The 15,611-nt window shown below is 61.5% G+C and carries 12 protein-coding genes; 7 read left to right on the top strand and 5 right to left on the bottom strand.

Annotated elements, in window-relative coordinates:
- From FGKAn22_RS08455 to FGKAn22_RS08425, 7 genes are all read left to right on the top strand, one after another.
- Complete coding sequence (locus FGKAn22_RS08455) at positions 1–1,710, top strand: hydrogenase maturation protein (protein WP_212785216.1); 1,710 nt, start codon at positions 1–3, stop codon at positions 1,708–1,710.
- A gap of 227 nt (positions 1,711–1,937) precedes the next feature.
- Positions 1,938–2,378 carry a hydrogenase expression/formation C-terminal domain-containing protein gene (locus tag FGKAn22_RS08450; protein WP_212785215.1) on the top strand — a complete coding sequence of 147 codons (441 nt, stop codon included), beginning with the start codon at positions 1,938–1,940 and terminating at the stop codon, positions 2,376–2,378.
- A 160-nt stretch (positions 2,379–2,538) separates the two neighbouring features.
- Entirely contained in the window at positions 2,539–4,575 is a 2,037-nt protein-coding gene (locus FGKAn22_RS08445) for a glycoside hydrolase family 15 protein (RefSeq protein ID WP_212785214.1), read from the top strand.
- 4 nt (positions 4,576–4,579) lie between these two features.
- The gene (locus tag FGKAn22_RS08440; RefSeq protein ID WP_212785213.1) at positions 4,580–5,845 is read left to right on the top strand and encodes a protoglobin domain-containing protein; all 1,266 of its coding nucleotides are present in this window, start codon (positions 4,580–4,582) and stop codon (positions 5,843–5,845) included.
- 10 nt (positions 5,846–5,855) lie between these two features.
- A complete protein-coding gene (locus tag FGKAn22_RS08435; RefSeq protein WP_212785212.1) occupies positions 5,856–6,644 on the top strand; it encodes a response regulator in 789 nt (262 codons plus the stop codon).
- Positions 6,637–7,056, top strand: coding sequence for a response regulator (locus tag FGKAn22_RS08430; RefSeq protein ID WP_212785211.1), 420 nt, complete (start codon positions 6,637–6,639; stop codon positions 7,054–7,056). Before FGKAn22_RS08435 ends, FGKAn22_RS08430 begins: the two co-directional genes overlap by 8 nt.
- Complete coding sequence (locus FGKAn22_RS08425; protein WP_212785210.1) at positions 7,049–7,750, top strand: response regulator; 702 nt, start codon at positions 7,049–7,051, stop codon at positions 7,748–7,750. The genes FGKAn22_RS08430 and FGKAn22_RS08425 overlap by 8 nt, the downstream gene beginning before the upstream one ends.
- Before the next feature lie 25 nt (positions 7,751–7,775).
- On the opposite strand, the gene FGKAn22_RS08420 is transcribed toward FGKAn22_RS08425, so the two are convergent.
- The 5 genes from FGKAn22_RS08420 to serB form a co-directional block, all read right to left on the bottom strand.
- Positions 7,776–9,689, bottom strand: a complete 1,914-nt coding sequence (locus FGKAn22_RS08420) for a diguanylate cyclase domain-containing protein (RefSeq protein WP_212785209.1) — start codon at positions 9,687–9,689, stop codon at positions 7,776–7,778.
- Between the two features lie 158 nt (positions 9,690–9,847).
- Positions 9,848–10,930: a lipid A deacylase LpxR family protein gene (locus tag FGKAn22_RS08415; RefSeq protein WP_212785208.1), complete on the bottom strand. Its 1,083-nt coding sequence runs from the start codon at positions 10,928–10,930 to the stop codon at positions 9,848–9,850.
- A gap of 53 nt (positions 10,931–10,983) precedes the next feature.
- Positions 10,984–13,806 (bottom strand): adenosylcobalamin-dependent ribonucleoside-diphosphate reductase, encoded by a 2,823-nt coding sequence (locus FGKAn22_RS08410; protein ID WP_212785207.1) that lies wholly within the window; start codon positions 13,804–13,806, stop codon positions 10,984–10,986.
- Positions 13,803–14,429 carry a hypothetical protein gene (locus FGKAn22_RS08405; protein WP_212785206.1) on the bottom strand — a complete coding sequence of 209 codons (627 nt, stop codon included), beginning with the start codon at positions 14,427–14,429 and terminating at the stop codon, positions 13,803–13,805. The genes FGKAn22_RS08410 and FGKAn22_RS08405 overlap by 4 nt, the downstream gene beginning before the upstream one ends.
- A 291-nt stretch (positions 14,430–14,720) precedes the next feature.
- Positions 14,721–15,557 carry a phosphoserine phosphatase SerB gene (serB, locus tag FGKAn22_RS08400; RefSeq protein ID WP_212785205.1) on the bottom strand — a complete coding sequence of 279 codons (837 nt, stop codon included), beginning with the start codon at positions 15,555–15,557 and terminating at the stop codon, positions 14,721–14,723.
- Positions 15,558–15,611: the final 54 nt, after the last annotated feature.

Genomic DNA, 15,611 nt, shown 5'->3' with positions numbered 1-15,611 from the left:
ATGCGCATCCTGCTCCTCGCCCACAGTTTCAACAGCCTCACGCAGCGGATTTATGCCGAGCTGGCGGCGCGTGGGCACGACTTGTCAGTCGAGTTCGATATCGCGGATGAGGTGGCAGAAGAGGCGGTGCTGCTGTTCCGCCCTGAGCTCATCGTTTCGCCTTACCTGCGCCGCGAGATTCCCGAGTCCATCTGGAGCAAGCATGTCTGCCTGGTGGTGCATCCGGGCATCGTCGGCGACCGAGGGCCTTCCGCGCTGGACTGGGCGATACAGGAAGGCGAATCGGAGTGGGGTGTCACGGTGCTGCAGGCAGACGCCGAAATGGATGCGGGGCCTGTGTGGGCCAGCGAAACTTTTTCGATGCGCAGCGCCAGCAAGGCCAGCCTTTACCGAAATGAAGTCACGACAGCGGCCTGCCGCGCGGTGCTGGATGCCGTCGAGCGCTTTGCTTCCGGCCATTTCATGCCGGTGCCGCTCACCGAGTCCGCGCTGGGGCGGTTGCGCCCGCTGCTGCAGCAGGACGGACGGCGCATCGACTGGAGCAGTGACGACACCGCGACGGTGCTGCGCAAACTCGCGGCGGGAGACGGTTTCCCCGGCGTCGCCGACCGGATGTTCGGCGAGCCTTGCTTCCTGTATGACGGTCATGCCGAATCTTCGATACGCGGCGATGCTCCCGGTGAGGTCATCGGACGGCGCGAGACTGCGCTGCTGCGCACCACCGTGGATGGCGCGGTTTGGATCGGCCATGTGCGGCGCTACGAGAGCGACAACGCAATCAAGCTGCCTGCGGCTGTGGCCTTCGCCGATGAGGCTGTCTCGGTGCCGGAACTGCCGCTGACCGAGTGGTGGGCGGCGCAGACCGACACTTGGCAGGACATCGCCTACCGCGAGGCGGATGGCGTCGGCTACCTGCACTTCGAGTTCTACAACGGTGCGATGGGCACGGCACAATGCCGCCGCCTGCTGCGAGCCTACCGCTGGGCGCTGACGCGGCCGACGCGCGTGGTGGTGCTGATGGGCGGCACGGACTTCTGGAGCAACGGCATCCACCTCAACCTGATCGAGGCCGCTGAGTCGCCCGCCGACGAATCCTGGGCCAACATCAATGCAATGAACGACCTGGCCGAGGCCGTCATCCGCAGCGAGACGCACCTCACCGTTGCCGCGCTGCAGGGCAATGCCGGTGCGGGCGGCTGCTTCCTCGCGCGCGCGGCGGACCAGCTCTGGCTGCGCGACGGCGTGCTGCTCAACCCGCACTACAAGAACATGGGCAACCTCTACGGTTCCGAATTCTGGACTTACCTGCTGCCGCCCAGAGTGGGCGAGGAAGGCGTGAACGCCATCATGCGCAACCGTTTGCCGCTGACGGCGCAGGCGGCGGTGGATTGCGGCTTTGCCGATGCCAGCCTGTATTCCAATCCCGCCGCATTCCGCGCCGAAGTGACGCGGCGTGCACGCGAACTTGCTCTATCCCGGGATTTTCCCCAACAGCTTACCGCCAAGCGGATGAAGCGCATCGCGGACGAGGCGGCCAAGCCGCTGAGCCAGTACCGCGAAGAGGAACTGGAACAGATGCGGCGCAACTTCTACGGCTTCGATCCCAGCTACCACGTGGCCCGCTACCACTTCGTGCGCAAGTCTCCATGTTCCTGGACGCCGCGCCATCTCGCACGGCACCGCAACCCTGGATGGCAGGTCCCTGCCTGACGGTCGTCTCACAAGAAGGTTGCAGCGCGTAGGCCATCGATTGGAGCTACACAAATAGCGGTATTCAAATACTGCTTATGCCGTATGGAGTCGGCTATTCCCTGTACTTAGCATGTGATCATCCACGCATCCCGCGATGATGCTTACGTCAGGAGATTGACATGCCAGTCGAGAATAGTGGGTCCACATTTACAGGAAATGATACGCAACCGCATTCCGTTTTCTGGATGAGCCAATCCAACACGGTGTTGACTGTCGACAAGGAATCGGGTGCTTTGGCACGAGCCGTCCTGTCGGACATCGAAGAATGCGCGTCGCGTTTCGCCGCCGTCGGCGAAGAAGCCTCGATTAGCCTGCGCTGCCTGAAGGCGATGCCGGAGGAACGCGAGATCCTGGCAACCCTGCTGGGGCACGGAGAGGTGTCGGCCATCGTGGAGGCGGTCGACCGCAGCGAGATACATGAAACTTCCATTCCCTGCGTCTGGTGGGTGAGTCACCGGAATGCCGAAGGGGAAACCATCCGCGAGTCGATCGAGATCACCGGCGTTCCGGACGTCATCATCGGTGACCGGAGGGCTATCCCTTATGGACTGGAGACCCTGCGCATCGCGTGGCCGTTCCGTATGCACAGGCTGTCGACCGCTACTGCAAATGCAGACAAAGGGTGACCGCGATGAACCATCTAAATCACTGTGTCAGCCGTTACAGAGCCAAGGCATATCGCTCCTAAAATTGGCCTGCCAATTGGCCGTTAAGCAATCCACCTACTTGTAACTTGGTGACCTCATTAGCACTATCCATCGCTGATTCTGTCGAGGATTTAAGCCCATGCCACGCGATCTTCCCATTGGAAACGGTACGTTGCTTGCCGCTTTCGATTTCGATTTCCAGCTGCGCGATTTTTACTATCCTCGCGTCGGCAAGGAGAACCATGCGCTGGGTTATCCATGGCGGTTCGGCGTGTGGCTGGACGGCGAATTTTCCTGGCTCAACCGCCAGAACTGGCGACTGCATCTGGATTATGTCCCGGATGCGCTGGTTACGGACGTCAGCGCCACGCACACGCGCCTGCCGCTGCGCCTGCGTTTTCACGATGCCATCGATCATGAGAAGAACATCCTGATCCGGCAGGTCAGGGTGCAGAACCTGTCCCCCAGGCCGCTGGCGCCGCGGCTGTTCTTCCATGCCGACATCAATGCGCTGGAGAACGAGATCGGCGACACGGTATTCTTCGACCCCAAGAACGCCAGCCTGATCCACTACAAGGGGCCGCGCTATTTCCTGATGAGCTGCGCCACGTCGACCTCTCTCGGCGTCACCCATTTTTCCACCGGCTCCAAACGTCACCACGGGCTGGAGGGAACCTGGCGCGACGCGGAGAACGGAGAGCTGGGCGGCAATCCCATTTCGCAGGGTTCGGTGGATTCGGTCATCGGCATGCACCTGACCATCGAACCGAAACAGGAGGAAGTCTGCCACTACTGGATGGCGGTGGGAACGAATTATAGCGAGGTCGAGGAACTGCACCGGCAGGTGGCGCAGATCGGGCCGGAGCGGCTGATCGAGCGCAACATCGATTATTGGCGGCACTGGGTTGCCGCTTCCGAGCGGGATTTCACCGGGCTGCCCCCCGAGCTGGTGGCGATGTACAAGCGCAGCCTGCTGGTGCTGCGCACCCAGATCGACAACGGCGGCGCGGTGATCGCCGCCAACGACACCGACATTCGCCAGTTCAACCAGGACACCTACAGCTACATGTGGCCGCGCGACGGCGCGATAGTGTCGCAGGCTATTGACCGTGCCGGCTACGGCAGCGTGAGCCAGCGTTTCCTGCAGTTCTGCACCGTCAAGGCGCGCAGCTTCAATTATTCGGCCAGCATCCTGGACGAGACCGGCTTCCTTATGCACAAGTACAACCCGGACGGTTCGGTGGGCAGCTCATGGCAGCCGTGGCTGGATGGCGAGGAGATGCTGTTTCCAATCCAGGAAGACGAGACTGCGCTGGTGATCTGGGCGATCTGGAACCATTACCTGATCCACCGCGACATCGAGGTCATTCGCCCGTTCTACAGGCCGTTCGTGGAGCAGGCGGCGGATTTTCTGCTGTCCTTCCGCGACGACAAGACCGGCCTGCCGCTGCCTTCCTTCGACCTTTGGGAAGAGCGGCGCGGCATCTTCACCTATACCACCGCCACCGTCATCGGGGGGCTGAAAGCGGCCGCGGGGCTGGCTGCGCTGTTCCATGAAGAGGAGCGCGCACGCGTCTATGCACAGGCCGCCCAGGAGATCGCGGAGGCCATGAACGAGCATCTGTATTGTCCGCACGAAGGCCGTTATGCGCGCGGCATCCTGATCAAGGACGGTGAGCAGGTCCGCGACACCACCGTGGATGCGAGCCTGCTCGGGCTGGTGCTATTCGGGGATTACGACCCACTTGACGCGCGCGTGGTCCGAACGGTCCAGGCGGTGGAGGAGCGGCTGTGGGTGAAGATGGGGCACGGTGGCCTGGCGCGTTACGAAGGGGATGATTACCAGCGGGCGATATCGAGCTCGGCCGTGGCGGGAAATCCCTGGGTGGTCTGCACCCTGTGGCTGGCCCAGTACCGCATCGCCGCCGCGCGCGACATGGAATCTCTGGAACAGGCGCTGCCTTTACTGATGTGGGCGGTCGAACGGGCGCTGCCGTCCGGTGTGCTGCCGGAGCAGGTCCATCCACAGACGGGGGAGTGCCTGTCGATCTCCCCGTTGACCTGGAGCCACGGCACGCTGGTGGCGGCAGTGCTGGATTATGTCGAGAAGGCGCAGTCGCTGGACGGAAGGAACGCTCAGCCGCTCCCGGCACTGGCCGGATATGAGATGGGGTGAAGCGATGACCGAGCAGCCTTATGGCGAGGTGATCTCGCCGGTATTCGACGAGGCCGCGCGCAAGCAGCGGCTGGAATTCCTCAAGTTCAGCGAACGGGATGCCGAGTTGCTGCATGACCTGCAAGAGTTGTTCCGTGCGCGACTGGACGAGATATCCGAGCAGTTCTACACGCACCTGCTTGCCTTCGAGGAGACCCGCAAGGTGTTCAGGGACGAGGCCATGATCCGCCGCCTGGGCGAGGCGCAGAAAGCCTATTTGATGCAGGCGGTGCAGGGCCCTTACGATGCCGGCTATTTCGAGCGCCGCTGGCGCATCGGCTACATCCACAATGCCATCCATGTGGAGCCGGAATGGTTCATCGGAGCCTTCCAGCTCTACCACCGCATCCTCTATCCGATGATTCTGGAACACTACCGGAGCGATGCAAAGGCAGTGGTCGAGCACATCCTGGCGCTGGACAAGGTCATGAACCTCGACATGCAGATCGGCATCCAGAGCTATTACACCCACTACGCGGAGACCCTGGAGAAGTTGCGCGAGCTGAACCTCAAGATCGAGGCGGCAAGTGCCGCCAAGAGCCAGTTCCTCGCCAACATGTCGCACGAGTTCCGCACTCCGCTGAATGCCATCATCGGTTTCACAGAGGTGCTGCAGGACCAGATACCCGGCCCAATCAACGCCGACCAGATGGAGTATCTCGGCGACATCCACGAAGGCGGCCAGCTGCTGCTGCGGCTGATCAACGACGTGCTCGACTTGTCGAAGGTCGAAGCAGGGCGGTTGGAACTGTTCTACGAGACCTTCCCCATCGCGCAGACGGTGCGCGAGACCATCACCACCTTGCGCGGCATGGCCGAGAAGAAGGGGCTCAGTTTGCAAGCGGAGCTGCCGCCCGACCTTGGTCTGATCACGGCGGACCAGATCCGCTTCAAGCAGGTGTTGTACAACTTGTTGTCCAACGCCGTGAAGTTCACCGACAAAGGCACGGTGACGGTGTCTGCCGCGATAGAAGACCAGCAATTGCACCTGAAGGTCATCGACACCGGCATCGGCATCCGCTCGGAGGACATGGACCGCATCTTCGTCGAGTTCAGCCAGGTGGACGCTTCGCATGCGCGTCGCCACGAGGGAACCGGCTTGGGGCTGGTGCTTTCCAAGCGTTTGTTGGAAGCTCACCACGGGCGCATCTGGGTGGAGAGTAACTTCGGCGAGGGCAGCACTTTCCATGCCGTACTGCCGTTGCGGCCCGTCGAAAACGGGAAAAATTAGAGGATAGGCCATGGCCTCGAATGACGATATGGGAACCGGAAACAGTAACACCATCCTGGTGGTGGAGGACAACCCGCAGGCGGCGAAACTGATGTCCCTTTATCTCGTCAAGGCGGGCTATCAGGTGTTGATCGCGCAAAGCGGCGCCGAGGCCCTGTTGCTCGCTGCGCAATACCAGCCCATGGCTATCACGCTGGACCTGTTGCTGCCCGACATGGACGGCTGGCAGGTACTGAGCGAACTGAAGGCCATGCCGCGCACACGCAGTATTCCCGTGGTGATCGTTTCGGTGCTGGACCGCCAGGTACTGGGCTTCCGCCTCGGCGCGTCGGATTACCTGGTCAAGCCGGTGGACCGCACGGAACTGCTGCATGCCCTGCGGCGCAGCATTCCTCGTGGCGTTTCCCACAAGGTGATGGTGGTGCACACCGACCCGGATGAACTGAGCCTGCTGGCGATGATACTGGCACAAGAGAACTATGAAGTGATCCAGGCGCTGGGCCCAGAGGAAGCCGCCAACCTGGCGAAATGCGCGCAACCCGATCTGGTGGTGATCAACCTGATGGCAGGCGGGATGGACTTCTTCGGTTTGCTGGAAGTGCTAAAGGCGGCACCCGAGACCGCCCATATCCCCGTGCTGGCCTTGACCACCAGGGTATTCGCCGCCACCGAGGAACAGGCGCCCGGGGAAGGGAGGATCGAATTCGTGCTGTTGCGCGAGAACGAAATGATCGAAGAACGCCTGCTGGCAGCGATCACGATGCTGTTGAAAAGGGCGGGAATTTCATCCGATGAATAAGGGCGCGACAATGGAACAACCGGTAAAAACCATCCTGCTGGTCGAGGACGATGCCGCCAACCGCAAGCTGGTGCGTGTGGTGCTGGGCGATAAGTGCCACTACCGCATCCTCGAAGCGGCCAGCGCCGCCGAGGCGATGGAGCAACTCCGGCGCGAGAAACCGGACCTGCTGCTGCTCGACATCCGGCTCGGCGAGGGCAGCGGGCTGGACGTGATCGATGCGGTGAGGGCCGACAGCACCTACGACGACGTGCCGGCGGTGGCGATCACCGCGCAGGCGATGAAAGATGACGAACAGCGCTTCCTCGCTGCGGGCTTCGACGGATATTTGAGCAAGCCCGTGGATACCCGGCACCTGCCGGAAGTGGTCAAGCGTTTCATCAACGAAGGCAGGAAAGTGACACATGCCTGACAAGGATTTTCCCGCAGGCGCGGCCATCCTGGTGGTGGACGATGCGGCACCCAACGTGAAGCTGCTGCGACTCATCCTGGGCGCTGCCGGCTACCGTGTGCTCGAGGCATTCAGCGGTCCCGAGGCATTGGAAGTGTTGCGCCGCGAAAGGCCCGATGCCATGCTGCTGGACGTGCGCATGCCCGGCATGACGGGCTACGATGTATGCCGAAGAGTCCGCGAAGACCTGGAATTCGCTACGTTGCCGGTGATCATGGTGACCGCGCTGTCGCAGTCCGAGGAACGCATCATGGGCATCGAGGCCGGCGCCACCGATTTCATCAGCAAGCCGTTCAACAAGAGGGAGCTGCTGGCAAGGGTGAGGTCCAGCCTGATGATGGTGAAATACGGCAGAAGCGGCATCGTCCCGCAATTGCCCGGTGCAGTGGTGATCACCGATCCCGACTGGCGCATCCTCGCCTCGTCGCCCCAGGCCCTCACGTTATTGGATATCCCCTCGATGGGCGCGATGCAGTTCGATCTGACACAGCTGCTTGGACAGACGGAGAGGGAATTGCTCACGGCGGGAAAGGAGCTGGATGGCTTTCAACTGCACGTCCACCCTTCACTGGCGGCCAGACAGACCGCCATCAGGGACCCTGATGGCAATATCATCTTGCGGCTGGTTACGCTGAGCGAAACGATACCAGCCTAGCGCCATATCGATCCAACGCCGCTGGTCAGGTGCTTTGGTCATCAAAAGAGACTCTATTGCGTCCGGACGCTTTTGCCCGGTACATCGCAATATCCGCCTGCTTGAGTATCTCTTCCCGGCTTGCGTGGTAGTTGAACAGCACCACACCGATGCTGGCAGTGCAATGATATTCGACCGTGCTCCCCGCACTGCCGTTTTGCCGGACCGTCAGCAGGTATGGTTCTGCCAGAGAGGCACGGATCTTCTCGGCGACGATGTCCGCGTTTCTTGTGGACTCGACTTTGTCGATATCCAGTTCACTGAGCACCACGACATACTCATCGCCGCCGAAACGCGCTACCGTGTCGGTTTCGCGTATGCAGCCGCTGATGCGGCGTGCGACCTCGATCAGGAGCAGATCGCCCACATCGTGGCCAAAGGTGTCATTGAGCGGCTTGAAATTGTCCAGATCCAGCAGCATCAGCGCGCCATAGCGTCCGCTGCGCTTGCTGGCCGCAAGCGCCTGACCCATGCGGTCATTCAGCAGGCGGCGATTGGGGAGTTGCGTCAATGTGTCATAGAAGGCGAGGTTGCGTATCTGGGCTTCGGCCAGGTTGCGCTCGGTGAGGTCGAGGAAGGTGGCGATCGCCCCCTGCACAATGCCATCCACGATGATGGGCCGTGACCAGTACTCTATGGGTATGGCGCTGCCGTTTTTGTGCCAGAACACCTCGCTCAGGACATGGATTTCCCTGCTGCGATATGCGTTGTGCATCTTGCATTCCGAGGCCGGATAAGGACTGCCGTCGGGATGCGCATGATGAATGAGTGCATGTATATGCTTGCCGATGACTTCGTCCTCATGTTCATACCCCAGAATGCGCATGAACGACCGGTTCACGAACGTGCAATTGCCGTTCAAATCGAGGCCATAAGCCCCCTCCGCCATCGAGTTGAGAAGCGAATACATTTTTTGGTGCGATTCGTGCAGCGCCGTTTCGGCGTGTTTGCGCTCGGTGACATCCTGGAGGATGGCCACGCCTCCGGCGATCTGCCCTGCGGCATCGCGTGAGGTGGCGCAGGTCATGGCAAACCATCCATCGGTATCGCTGAGCGTGGCCGTGTAATGGCCCTCGTAGTAGCCTATTTCCCCTTCCAGCGCTTTTTTCAAGGCAGGCATGACCGACTGGTCCCTGAGTGACTTCATGTCCAGTCCGATCAGGCGCTCAGCCGAGTTGTGCATGATACTGGCGAAGCGATCGTTGCAATAAGTGATGACGAGGTTGGTGTCGTAATGGATGATGCCCACGGGCGAATGTTTCAGCAACAGCCGGTAGCGTTCCTCGCTGATGCGCACCGTTTCCTCGCGCTCGGAAGCCTCGAGGTGCAATACGATGTTCTCTCGAATGTTCCTGTTGATGTGCCGGATGCTCATGAGCATGAAACCGAGGTACAACGTTCCCGCCATGCCCATCGCAATAGACAGATTTTCTTCAGCAATAAACAGGCGGACTACGGCTGGCGTGAGGGCGGCTACGGCAAAGCAGATGCCGCTGAAAAGATCGGCCGAATATGAAACCACGCCACCAGCAGTCAAGCCCGCCAGCATAAAAATCAGAAACATCTGGTGCGGCGGATCATGGGGCGGGAACATCACAATCCCCGCCGAACCCCACATCACACCAATGGCAAGAACGCCGATACGGAACGTGGTCAGTCGGGCCCGTAACGATGATTGCTCGGTTGGCGGGGAACGCAGATAAGCATCGGCAAGGGCCGCGCGGAGGATCGCGACCAACACGATCAGGATCAGCCAGACAAGGACCGCTGTCGAAGCGATCACTTCGTGTTGTATATAGGCAAGGATCGCAGCGAGCAGCGTGCTGGTGATGATCGTAATCTTGCTTGAAGCCAACATCTGCCGGAGCAGGGCGGCTTGTATGGCTATGTGTTTATCCATGTTGTTATCACATTTATTTTGGCAGCCTACTGTTCCATATGACGGGTGGGTGCGAGTGATGAAGATTCCAGTCGCCCGGATTATGCCTTATGTCTCCTGATGTTTTTTGAGGCCGCGCCACGGCTGGTTACACTGAGCGAAACGACTACAGCCTAGCGTTACATATCCCACTCGTAGGCTATGGTGCCGAAGTTGAATATCGGCGCCGGTCCGGCGGGCGACCTGAATTCCGAGCCGCGGCGATGGAACAATATGCTCACACGCCTGCCTTCGCCTTCCCCCTTGCCCTGCCATTCCAGCACCATCCCGAAGGTGAGTTGGGGCACGATCTGTTTGCTGCTCACGTAGGAAACGTGGGGCGCTGTGCGCAGCATACTGCCGTCGATGAAGGTGTTGTGAACGATGCCTTTCATGTCCAGTCGCGCCAGCAGGTAGGCGGCACTGTCGATCTTGCTGAACTGGCCTATCGCCGGATTCTCGATGGTGCCCGGCGTGATATCCGTCAATTTGGTGCCGAGCCGCGCGGTCAGTCCGCCGTTGACGTAATCGAACAACGTGCCCCCCACTGCGCCGTAGTGCCAGGCAAAATCGACGGATAGCGGCGAGCCGGAGATCCGGTGCTGTGGCGTGTGGACCGTGCGCGAGTAAGTGATCTGGATAGCCGGTTCGGTCCTGATCTGGTTGTTCCAGCCTTGGGGCGAGGTAGATTTGCTCAGTGAGTGGATCAGCTTCTGCAACTGTTCCGCACCGGACAAGGGGCCGGTCACGCCGTAATCGACTTCCAGCGTTTCCAGTTCATCCCGGTGACCTTTGGGTTGCCGTTGCACCAGCATGCCGGTGTACAGCAAGCCGCCCCAGAAGCGGTCCATGGGCTGCGGCAGGGGCGTGGTCAGGTTTTTCGGTGTGAACATCAGCTGTCCGACGGCGAACCCGAACACGAGGTCATATTCCTGGTCGTTCATCACGGACGACAACGTGTCGTGCAACTGGTCCGGCACCCAGCCCGGGATGCAGTTCGGCTTGTAGCTGGAGGCCAGCTTGATACCGTTCGTATACCACTTGTCCGAGCGGCCCAGCAGTTTGGACGTGAATAGGTCGTTTTCCCACAGGATGTGTGTACCGTTCTCCTTCTCGCCGCATCCGGAAGGGATACCTTCCTTCCCGGCATGTGCGCCGGACGCGCTAAGCAGCAACACAGCCGCGACGACGGCTGAACAACATATCGTTTGAACCGGTTTCATGCGCCTCTCCTCCCTGTTTTATGTTCGGCGCAGGTCGTGCGGTTATGTCCCCGTCAGCCGCACGCTCCTATTGCCCCGCAACTGGTACAGAACTCGCAGCCGTCCTTCCTGATCAGCGTGGCGTTGCCGCACTCCTTGCACACCTTGCCGGTCAACGGCTTGATGCCCGTGGGTTTGATCTGCCCCTCGGGGATCTCCAGCACGCCCATCTGCTGCACCGGATAGCCGTGTTCGTCGAGGATGCCGAGCATCGCGTAGCGGTGGATGATGAGCTTCGCGACGTAGGAGACGGTGGAGGGGTAGCTCTCCATCTTGCTGCCGCCCGGCACGCGTGCCATGAAGTCGCCCAGCGGTTCGCCGAAGTTGAGCAGCTTGCGCAGCTTCATGCCGATCCACGCCGGGTCGATCACGCGCATGTCCAGGCTCAACACCTTGCACAGCCCGTCGAGGGCGCGCGGGTACACGCCGGAGAGCCACATCGAGTAGGGGCGGCGCTGGCCGTCGGGCAGCACCAGTTCCTTGAGGCCCAGCACGAAGTCGTCGCCGGTGCCGGCGTTGGCGATGTCCACCGTCCAGCTCATGGTGCCGTCGGTGCCGGTCTTCGGTTCCTTCTTCGCGAACAGCGCATCCATCACCGGCGTGGTCGCGCCATCAGTGATCTCCAGCGCGCCGAGCTGTTCGATGCGGTATTTCAGCAGGTGCGCGAACGCGGCGACCAGGCTGGGCATGCGCTTCACCTCGCCGTCCGGCGGCATCGGCATGTCGAAGGCGTCGTCGCCTGCGGTCTTCATCAGCATCTCCAGCTTCATGCGCAGCCACACGGGGTCGCGCGCGCGCATGTCCATCGACAGCGACTTCGCCAGCGCGCCGAGGCCGCGCGGCTGCTCCGAGCCGTTCACCCACACTTCGAACGGATGGTTGTGGCCGTTGGTGGTGTGGGAGATGAACACCACGAAGCGTCCGAGCGGATGCTTGACCACCTGCGACACCCAGCCCTCGCTGCCGCCGGTCAGGTCGGGACGGCCCGGCCAGCGCAGCGAGGCGAGGGCGGGCTTGGGCGCGGCTTCGAGTACGATGCGCCGGTCCTGGTCGAACATCAGGTCCTGCGGCTGTTCCTCCTTAGCGGCGGGCGAGACCGACAGCACTGCGCCCAGCACGGCGTTAGGGCGGTAGGTCGCGAGGCCCTTCAATCCGGCCTTCCACGCCTCGGTGTAAAGGTCCTTGAAATCCTCGTAGGGATAGTCGGCGGGCACGTTGACCGTCTTGCTGATCGAGGTGTCGATGAAGGGCGCGACGGCGGCGACCATCCTCATGTGGTCGATGGCGGAGATCTCCAGTGCCGTGACGAAGGCGGGTGGCAGCAGGTTCACGTCGCCCCCTGTCTCTTTGTACAAGCGCCAGGCATGATCCTCGACCTGGTAGTCCTTGGTGCTGCCGTCCAGCATGCGCTTCTTGCGCGTGTAGAACCACGAGAACGGCGGCTCGATGCCGTTCGAGGCATTGTCGGCGAAGGCGAGCGAGATGGTGCCCGTGGGCGCGATGGACAGCAGGTGGCTGTTGCGTATGCCATGCTTTCGTATCGATGCCTTGATCTCATCCGGCAGGCGCGAGGCGAAGCGCGGCGCGGCGAGATATTGCTCCGCATCCAGCAGTGGGAATGCGCCGCGTTCTTTCGCCAGTTCTATCGAGGCGAGATAAGCCTCGTCGCGCATGATGCGCGTGATATCGGCGGCGAAGGCGCGTGCCTCGTCGGTGTCGTAGCGTAGGCCCAGCATCGCCAGCGCATCGCCCAGCCCGGTAAAGCCCAGCCCGATGCGCCGCTTGTCCTGCGCTTCCTGCTGCTGTTCCGGCAGCGGCCAGGCGCTGACTTCCAGCACGTTGTCGAGCATGCGCACGCAGATGCGCACCAGTTGCTTGAACGGCTCGTAATCGAAGCCCGCATGGTTCGTGAACGGATTCTTCACCATGCGAGTCAGGTCGATGGAGCCGAGGCAGCAGCAGCCGTAGGCGGGCAGCGGTTGTTCCGCGCAGGGGTTGGTTGCCTCGATCGCCTCACAATACGACAGGTTGTTGTCGCTGTTCATCAGGTCGATGAACAGCACCCCCGGCTCGGCGTGATCGTAGGTGCTCTCCATGATCTGCTTCCACAGGTCGGCGGCGCGCATGCTGCGGTATACCCAATTGCCGTCGGCGCGCTGCACAGCACCCTGTTCGATGAGCGCGAGGGAAGGCGTCGCGCTGTGCACCAGTTCGAACGGCAGGTCGTTTTCCACTGCGTGCATGAGCGCGTCGGTGACGCCGACGGAGATGTTGAAGTTTCGCAGGTCGCCCTGGTCCTTGGCGTGGATGAATTTTTCGATGTCGGGATGGTCGCAGCGCAGCACGCCCATCTGGGCGCCGCGCCGCGCGCCGGCCGATTCCACCGTTTCGCAGGAGCGGTCGAACACGCGCATGTAGGAGATCGGGCCGCTGGCGCGCGAGTTGGTGCCTTTCACCTGTGCGCCCTCGGGGCGGATCGCGGAGAAGTCGTAACCCACGCCGCCGCCGCGCCGCATGGTCTCGGCGGCCTGCTGCAAGGCGTCGTAGATGCCGGGCTTGCCGTCGATGGTGCCGGAGATGGCATCGCCCACCGGCTGCACGAAGCAGTTGATCAGCGTCGCCTGGCTGTCCAGCCCCGCGGCGGAGTTGATGCGCCCGGCGGGCACGAAGCCGTTCTGCTGCGCGAGGAAGAACTCTTCCTCCCACTTCGCGCGCTGCTCCGGTTTCTCGGCTTGAGCCAGCCCGCGCGCCACGCGGCGGCGCACGTCCTCGACCGAGGTCTCGCCCGGCTCGGCATATTTTTCCAGCAATACTTCGGTACTGATTTCCTGTGTCATGGGTGTTCCTTTATTTCGGGCCGTGAGGCCGCTGCGGCTTTTTCTTTGGCGAGTTCGGCGCGGAACGCTTCCAGTTTGCCGTGGAAGTCATCCGCCTCGCCGTATTCGAGGAAACGGTCATAGCGATTATGCGCGGCGAGCACCTTGCGCGCATGTTTGATCGGGCAGAAATACTGCTCGGTGCGCGCGATGATCTCTCCCGCATAGGCCAGCAGGCCGACCGCATACGAGCAATACAGGCAATGCGCCTTCTCGATGGCGTTCAGGTAGGCCAGGTGCTGGTGGTCGTACACGATGTAGTCGACGCGCTTCACCCTGGCGATGCGGTAGACGGGAAAGCAGATCAGTTGATACAGGCTGATGCACAAGTCGAACAGCGCCAGTGGGACGGCGGCGCCGTAGATCACGGGCATGGTGAGGTAGTTCTGCGGACGGACGGTGAGGAACCAGCGGAACAGGCCCAGCTTCACACGCTGGTGCGCTTCCCGGACGGCCTGCTCAAACACCACGCGCTTTCCCTCCAGCTGGTAGCGCAGGCGCTGCTCGTGTTCCTCGACGGCGGCGTTCAGCTCATCCTCCAGCGCGGCGATCTGCTGGACGATCTGGCGTATCCGGTTGTTCATGCTGCTACCCCTTATGTAGGACGCAAACGGCCCGGCTCGATTCTGTACTGAATTGCGCTTTCGCGCTATCGGCAGGATTGCAGATTCGGAAATTCATCAGATTGCTGAAAAACGTCGCGAGGATGGTCAGCTGCAAGGCGCCCGGAGCGGAGCGACGAGAAAACGAGCTTGCGAGTTTCGGCGAAGACTAACCTTCAGGTTATGTCGAAGCCACATACCTTATGGGTAGGCGAGGAAGCGAGTACCGCGCAACGCCGCAGATGACCACCGCAGTAGTTTTTCAGCAATCTGTTAGTGCGACAGCAGGTTCACCAGCCCATCCAGTCCCACGAAATTCAGCGCGTAGCTCGCCTGTACCCGCACCACAGGCTTGGCATGGTAGGCGATGCTGATGCCGGCCTGCGCCATCATCTTCAGGTCGTTCGCACCGTCGCCCATGGCGATGACCTCGTCCGGTTTGAGTTCCAGTTCGTCACGGACATGCGCCAGCCAGTCGGCCTTGCCCTGCGCGTCCAGTATCTTGCCCAGCACCTTGCCGGTGAGCTTGCCGTCGACGATCTCCAGCGTGTTTGCGTGGGCGAAGTCGAGGCCGAGGCGGGCTTTCAGCCGCTCGGTGAAGAACACGAAGCCGCCGGACACCAGCAGCGTCTTGATGCCATGCTTCTTCAGTTCCGCCAGCATGGTCTCTGCGCCGGGATTGAGCTGAAGGCGCTCGTCGTACACGCGCTGCAATGCGCCTTCATCCAGGCCTTCCAGCAGCGCCACGCGGCGGCGCAGGCTCTCGGCGAAATCGATCTCGCCGCGCATCGCCGATTCGGTGATCTCCGCCACCTGTGGCTTCAGCCCTTGCATGTCGGCGATCTCGTCGATGCACTCGATGGAGATCAGCGTGGAATCCATGTCCATCACCAGCAGGCCGAAGTCGGAAAGATGCTTGCCCTGCGGCACAAAGCCGTAATCGAGCTGGTGCTCGAGGCAATAGGGCGCGATGCCGTCATGCGGCACGGCGTCGCGCAGGCGGTAGAGGTGCGCGCCGACCTGCTCGACGCGTGCGGCGGCGGAAAGCTGCGCGAGGTGGTCGATGTGGACGGCGGGGATGTCGTGTGCGGCTTGGATGATGAGGTTCATGCTATCGAGAGATGGTTCGTTGTTTGCCCGGGGCGGTAATTTCGAATCCGGCCC

The organism is Ferrigenium kumadai (assembly GCF_018324385.1).
GTDB lineage: Bacteria > Pseudomonadota > Gammaproteobacteria > Burkholderiales > Gallionellaceae > Gallionella > Gallionella kumadai.
Note: the sequence above shows the minus strand (reverse complement) of the source record. Positions and strands in the feature narration are given on the sequence as shown.

Excerpts from the sequence above, each read along its gene's own strand:
- FGKAn22_RS08430 (WP_212785211.1), top strand. The coding sequence starts at position 6,637 with ATGAATAAGGGCGCGACAATGGAACAACCGGTAAAAACCATCCTGCTG.
- FGKAn22_RS08455 (WP_212785216.1), top strand. The coding sequence starts at position 1 with ATGCGCATCCTGCTCCTCGCCCACAGTTTCAACAGCCTCACGCAGCGG.
- serB (WP_212785205.1), bottom strand. The coding sequence starts at position 15,557 with ATGAACCTCATCATCCAAGCCGCACACGACATCCCCGCCGTCCACATC.
- FGKAn22_RS08440 (WP_212785213.1), top strand. The coding sequence starts at position 4,580 with ATGACCGAGCAGCCTTATGGCGAGGTGATCTCGCCGGTATTCGACGAG.
- FGKAn22_RS08410 (WP_212785207.1), bottom strand. The coding sequence starts at position 13,806 with ATGACACAGGAAATCAGTACCGAAGTATTGCTGGAAAAATATGCCGAG.
- FGKAn22_RS08425 (WP_212785210.1), top strand. The coding sequence starts at position 7,049 with ATGCCTGACAAGGATTTTCCCGCAGGCGCGGCCATCCTGGTGGTGGAC.
- FGKAn22_RS08415 (WP_212785208.1), bottom strand. The coding sequence starts at position 10,930 with ATGAAACCGGTTCAAACGATATGTTGTTCAGCCGTCGTCGCGGCTGTG.
- FGKAn22_RS08450 (WP_212785215.1), top strand. The coding sequence starts at position 1,938 with ATGAGCCAATCCAACACGGTGTTGACTGTCGACAAGGAATCGGGTGCT.
- FGKAn22_RS08435 (WP_212785212.1), top strand. The coding sequence starts at position 5,856 with ATGGCCTCGAATGACGATATGGGAACCGGAAACAGTAACACCATCCTG.
- FGKAn22_RS08445 (WP_212785214.1), top strand. The coding sequence starts at position 2,539 with ATGCCACGCGATCTTCCCATTGGAAACGGTACGTTGCTTGCCGCTTTC.
- FGKAn22_RS08420 (WP_212785209.1), bottom strand. The coding sequence starts at position 9,689 with ATGGATAAACACATAGCCATACAAGCCGCCCTGCTCCGGCAGATGTTG.
- FGKAn22_RS08405 (WP_212785206.1), bottom strand. The coding sequence starts at position 14,429 with ATGAACAACCGGATACGCCAGATCGTCCAGCAGATCGCCGCGCTGGAG.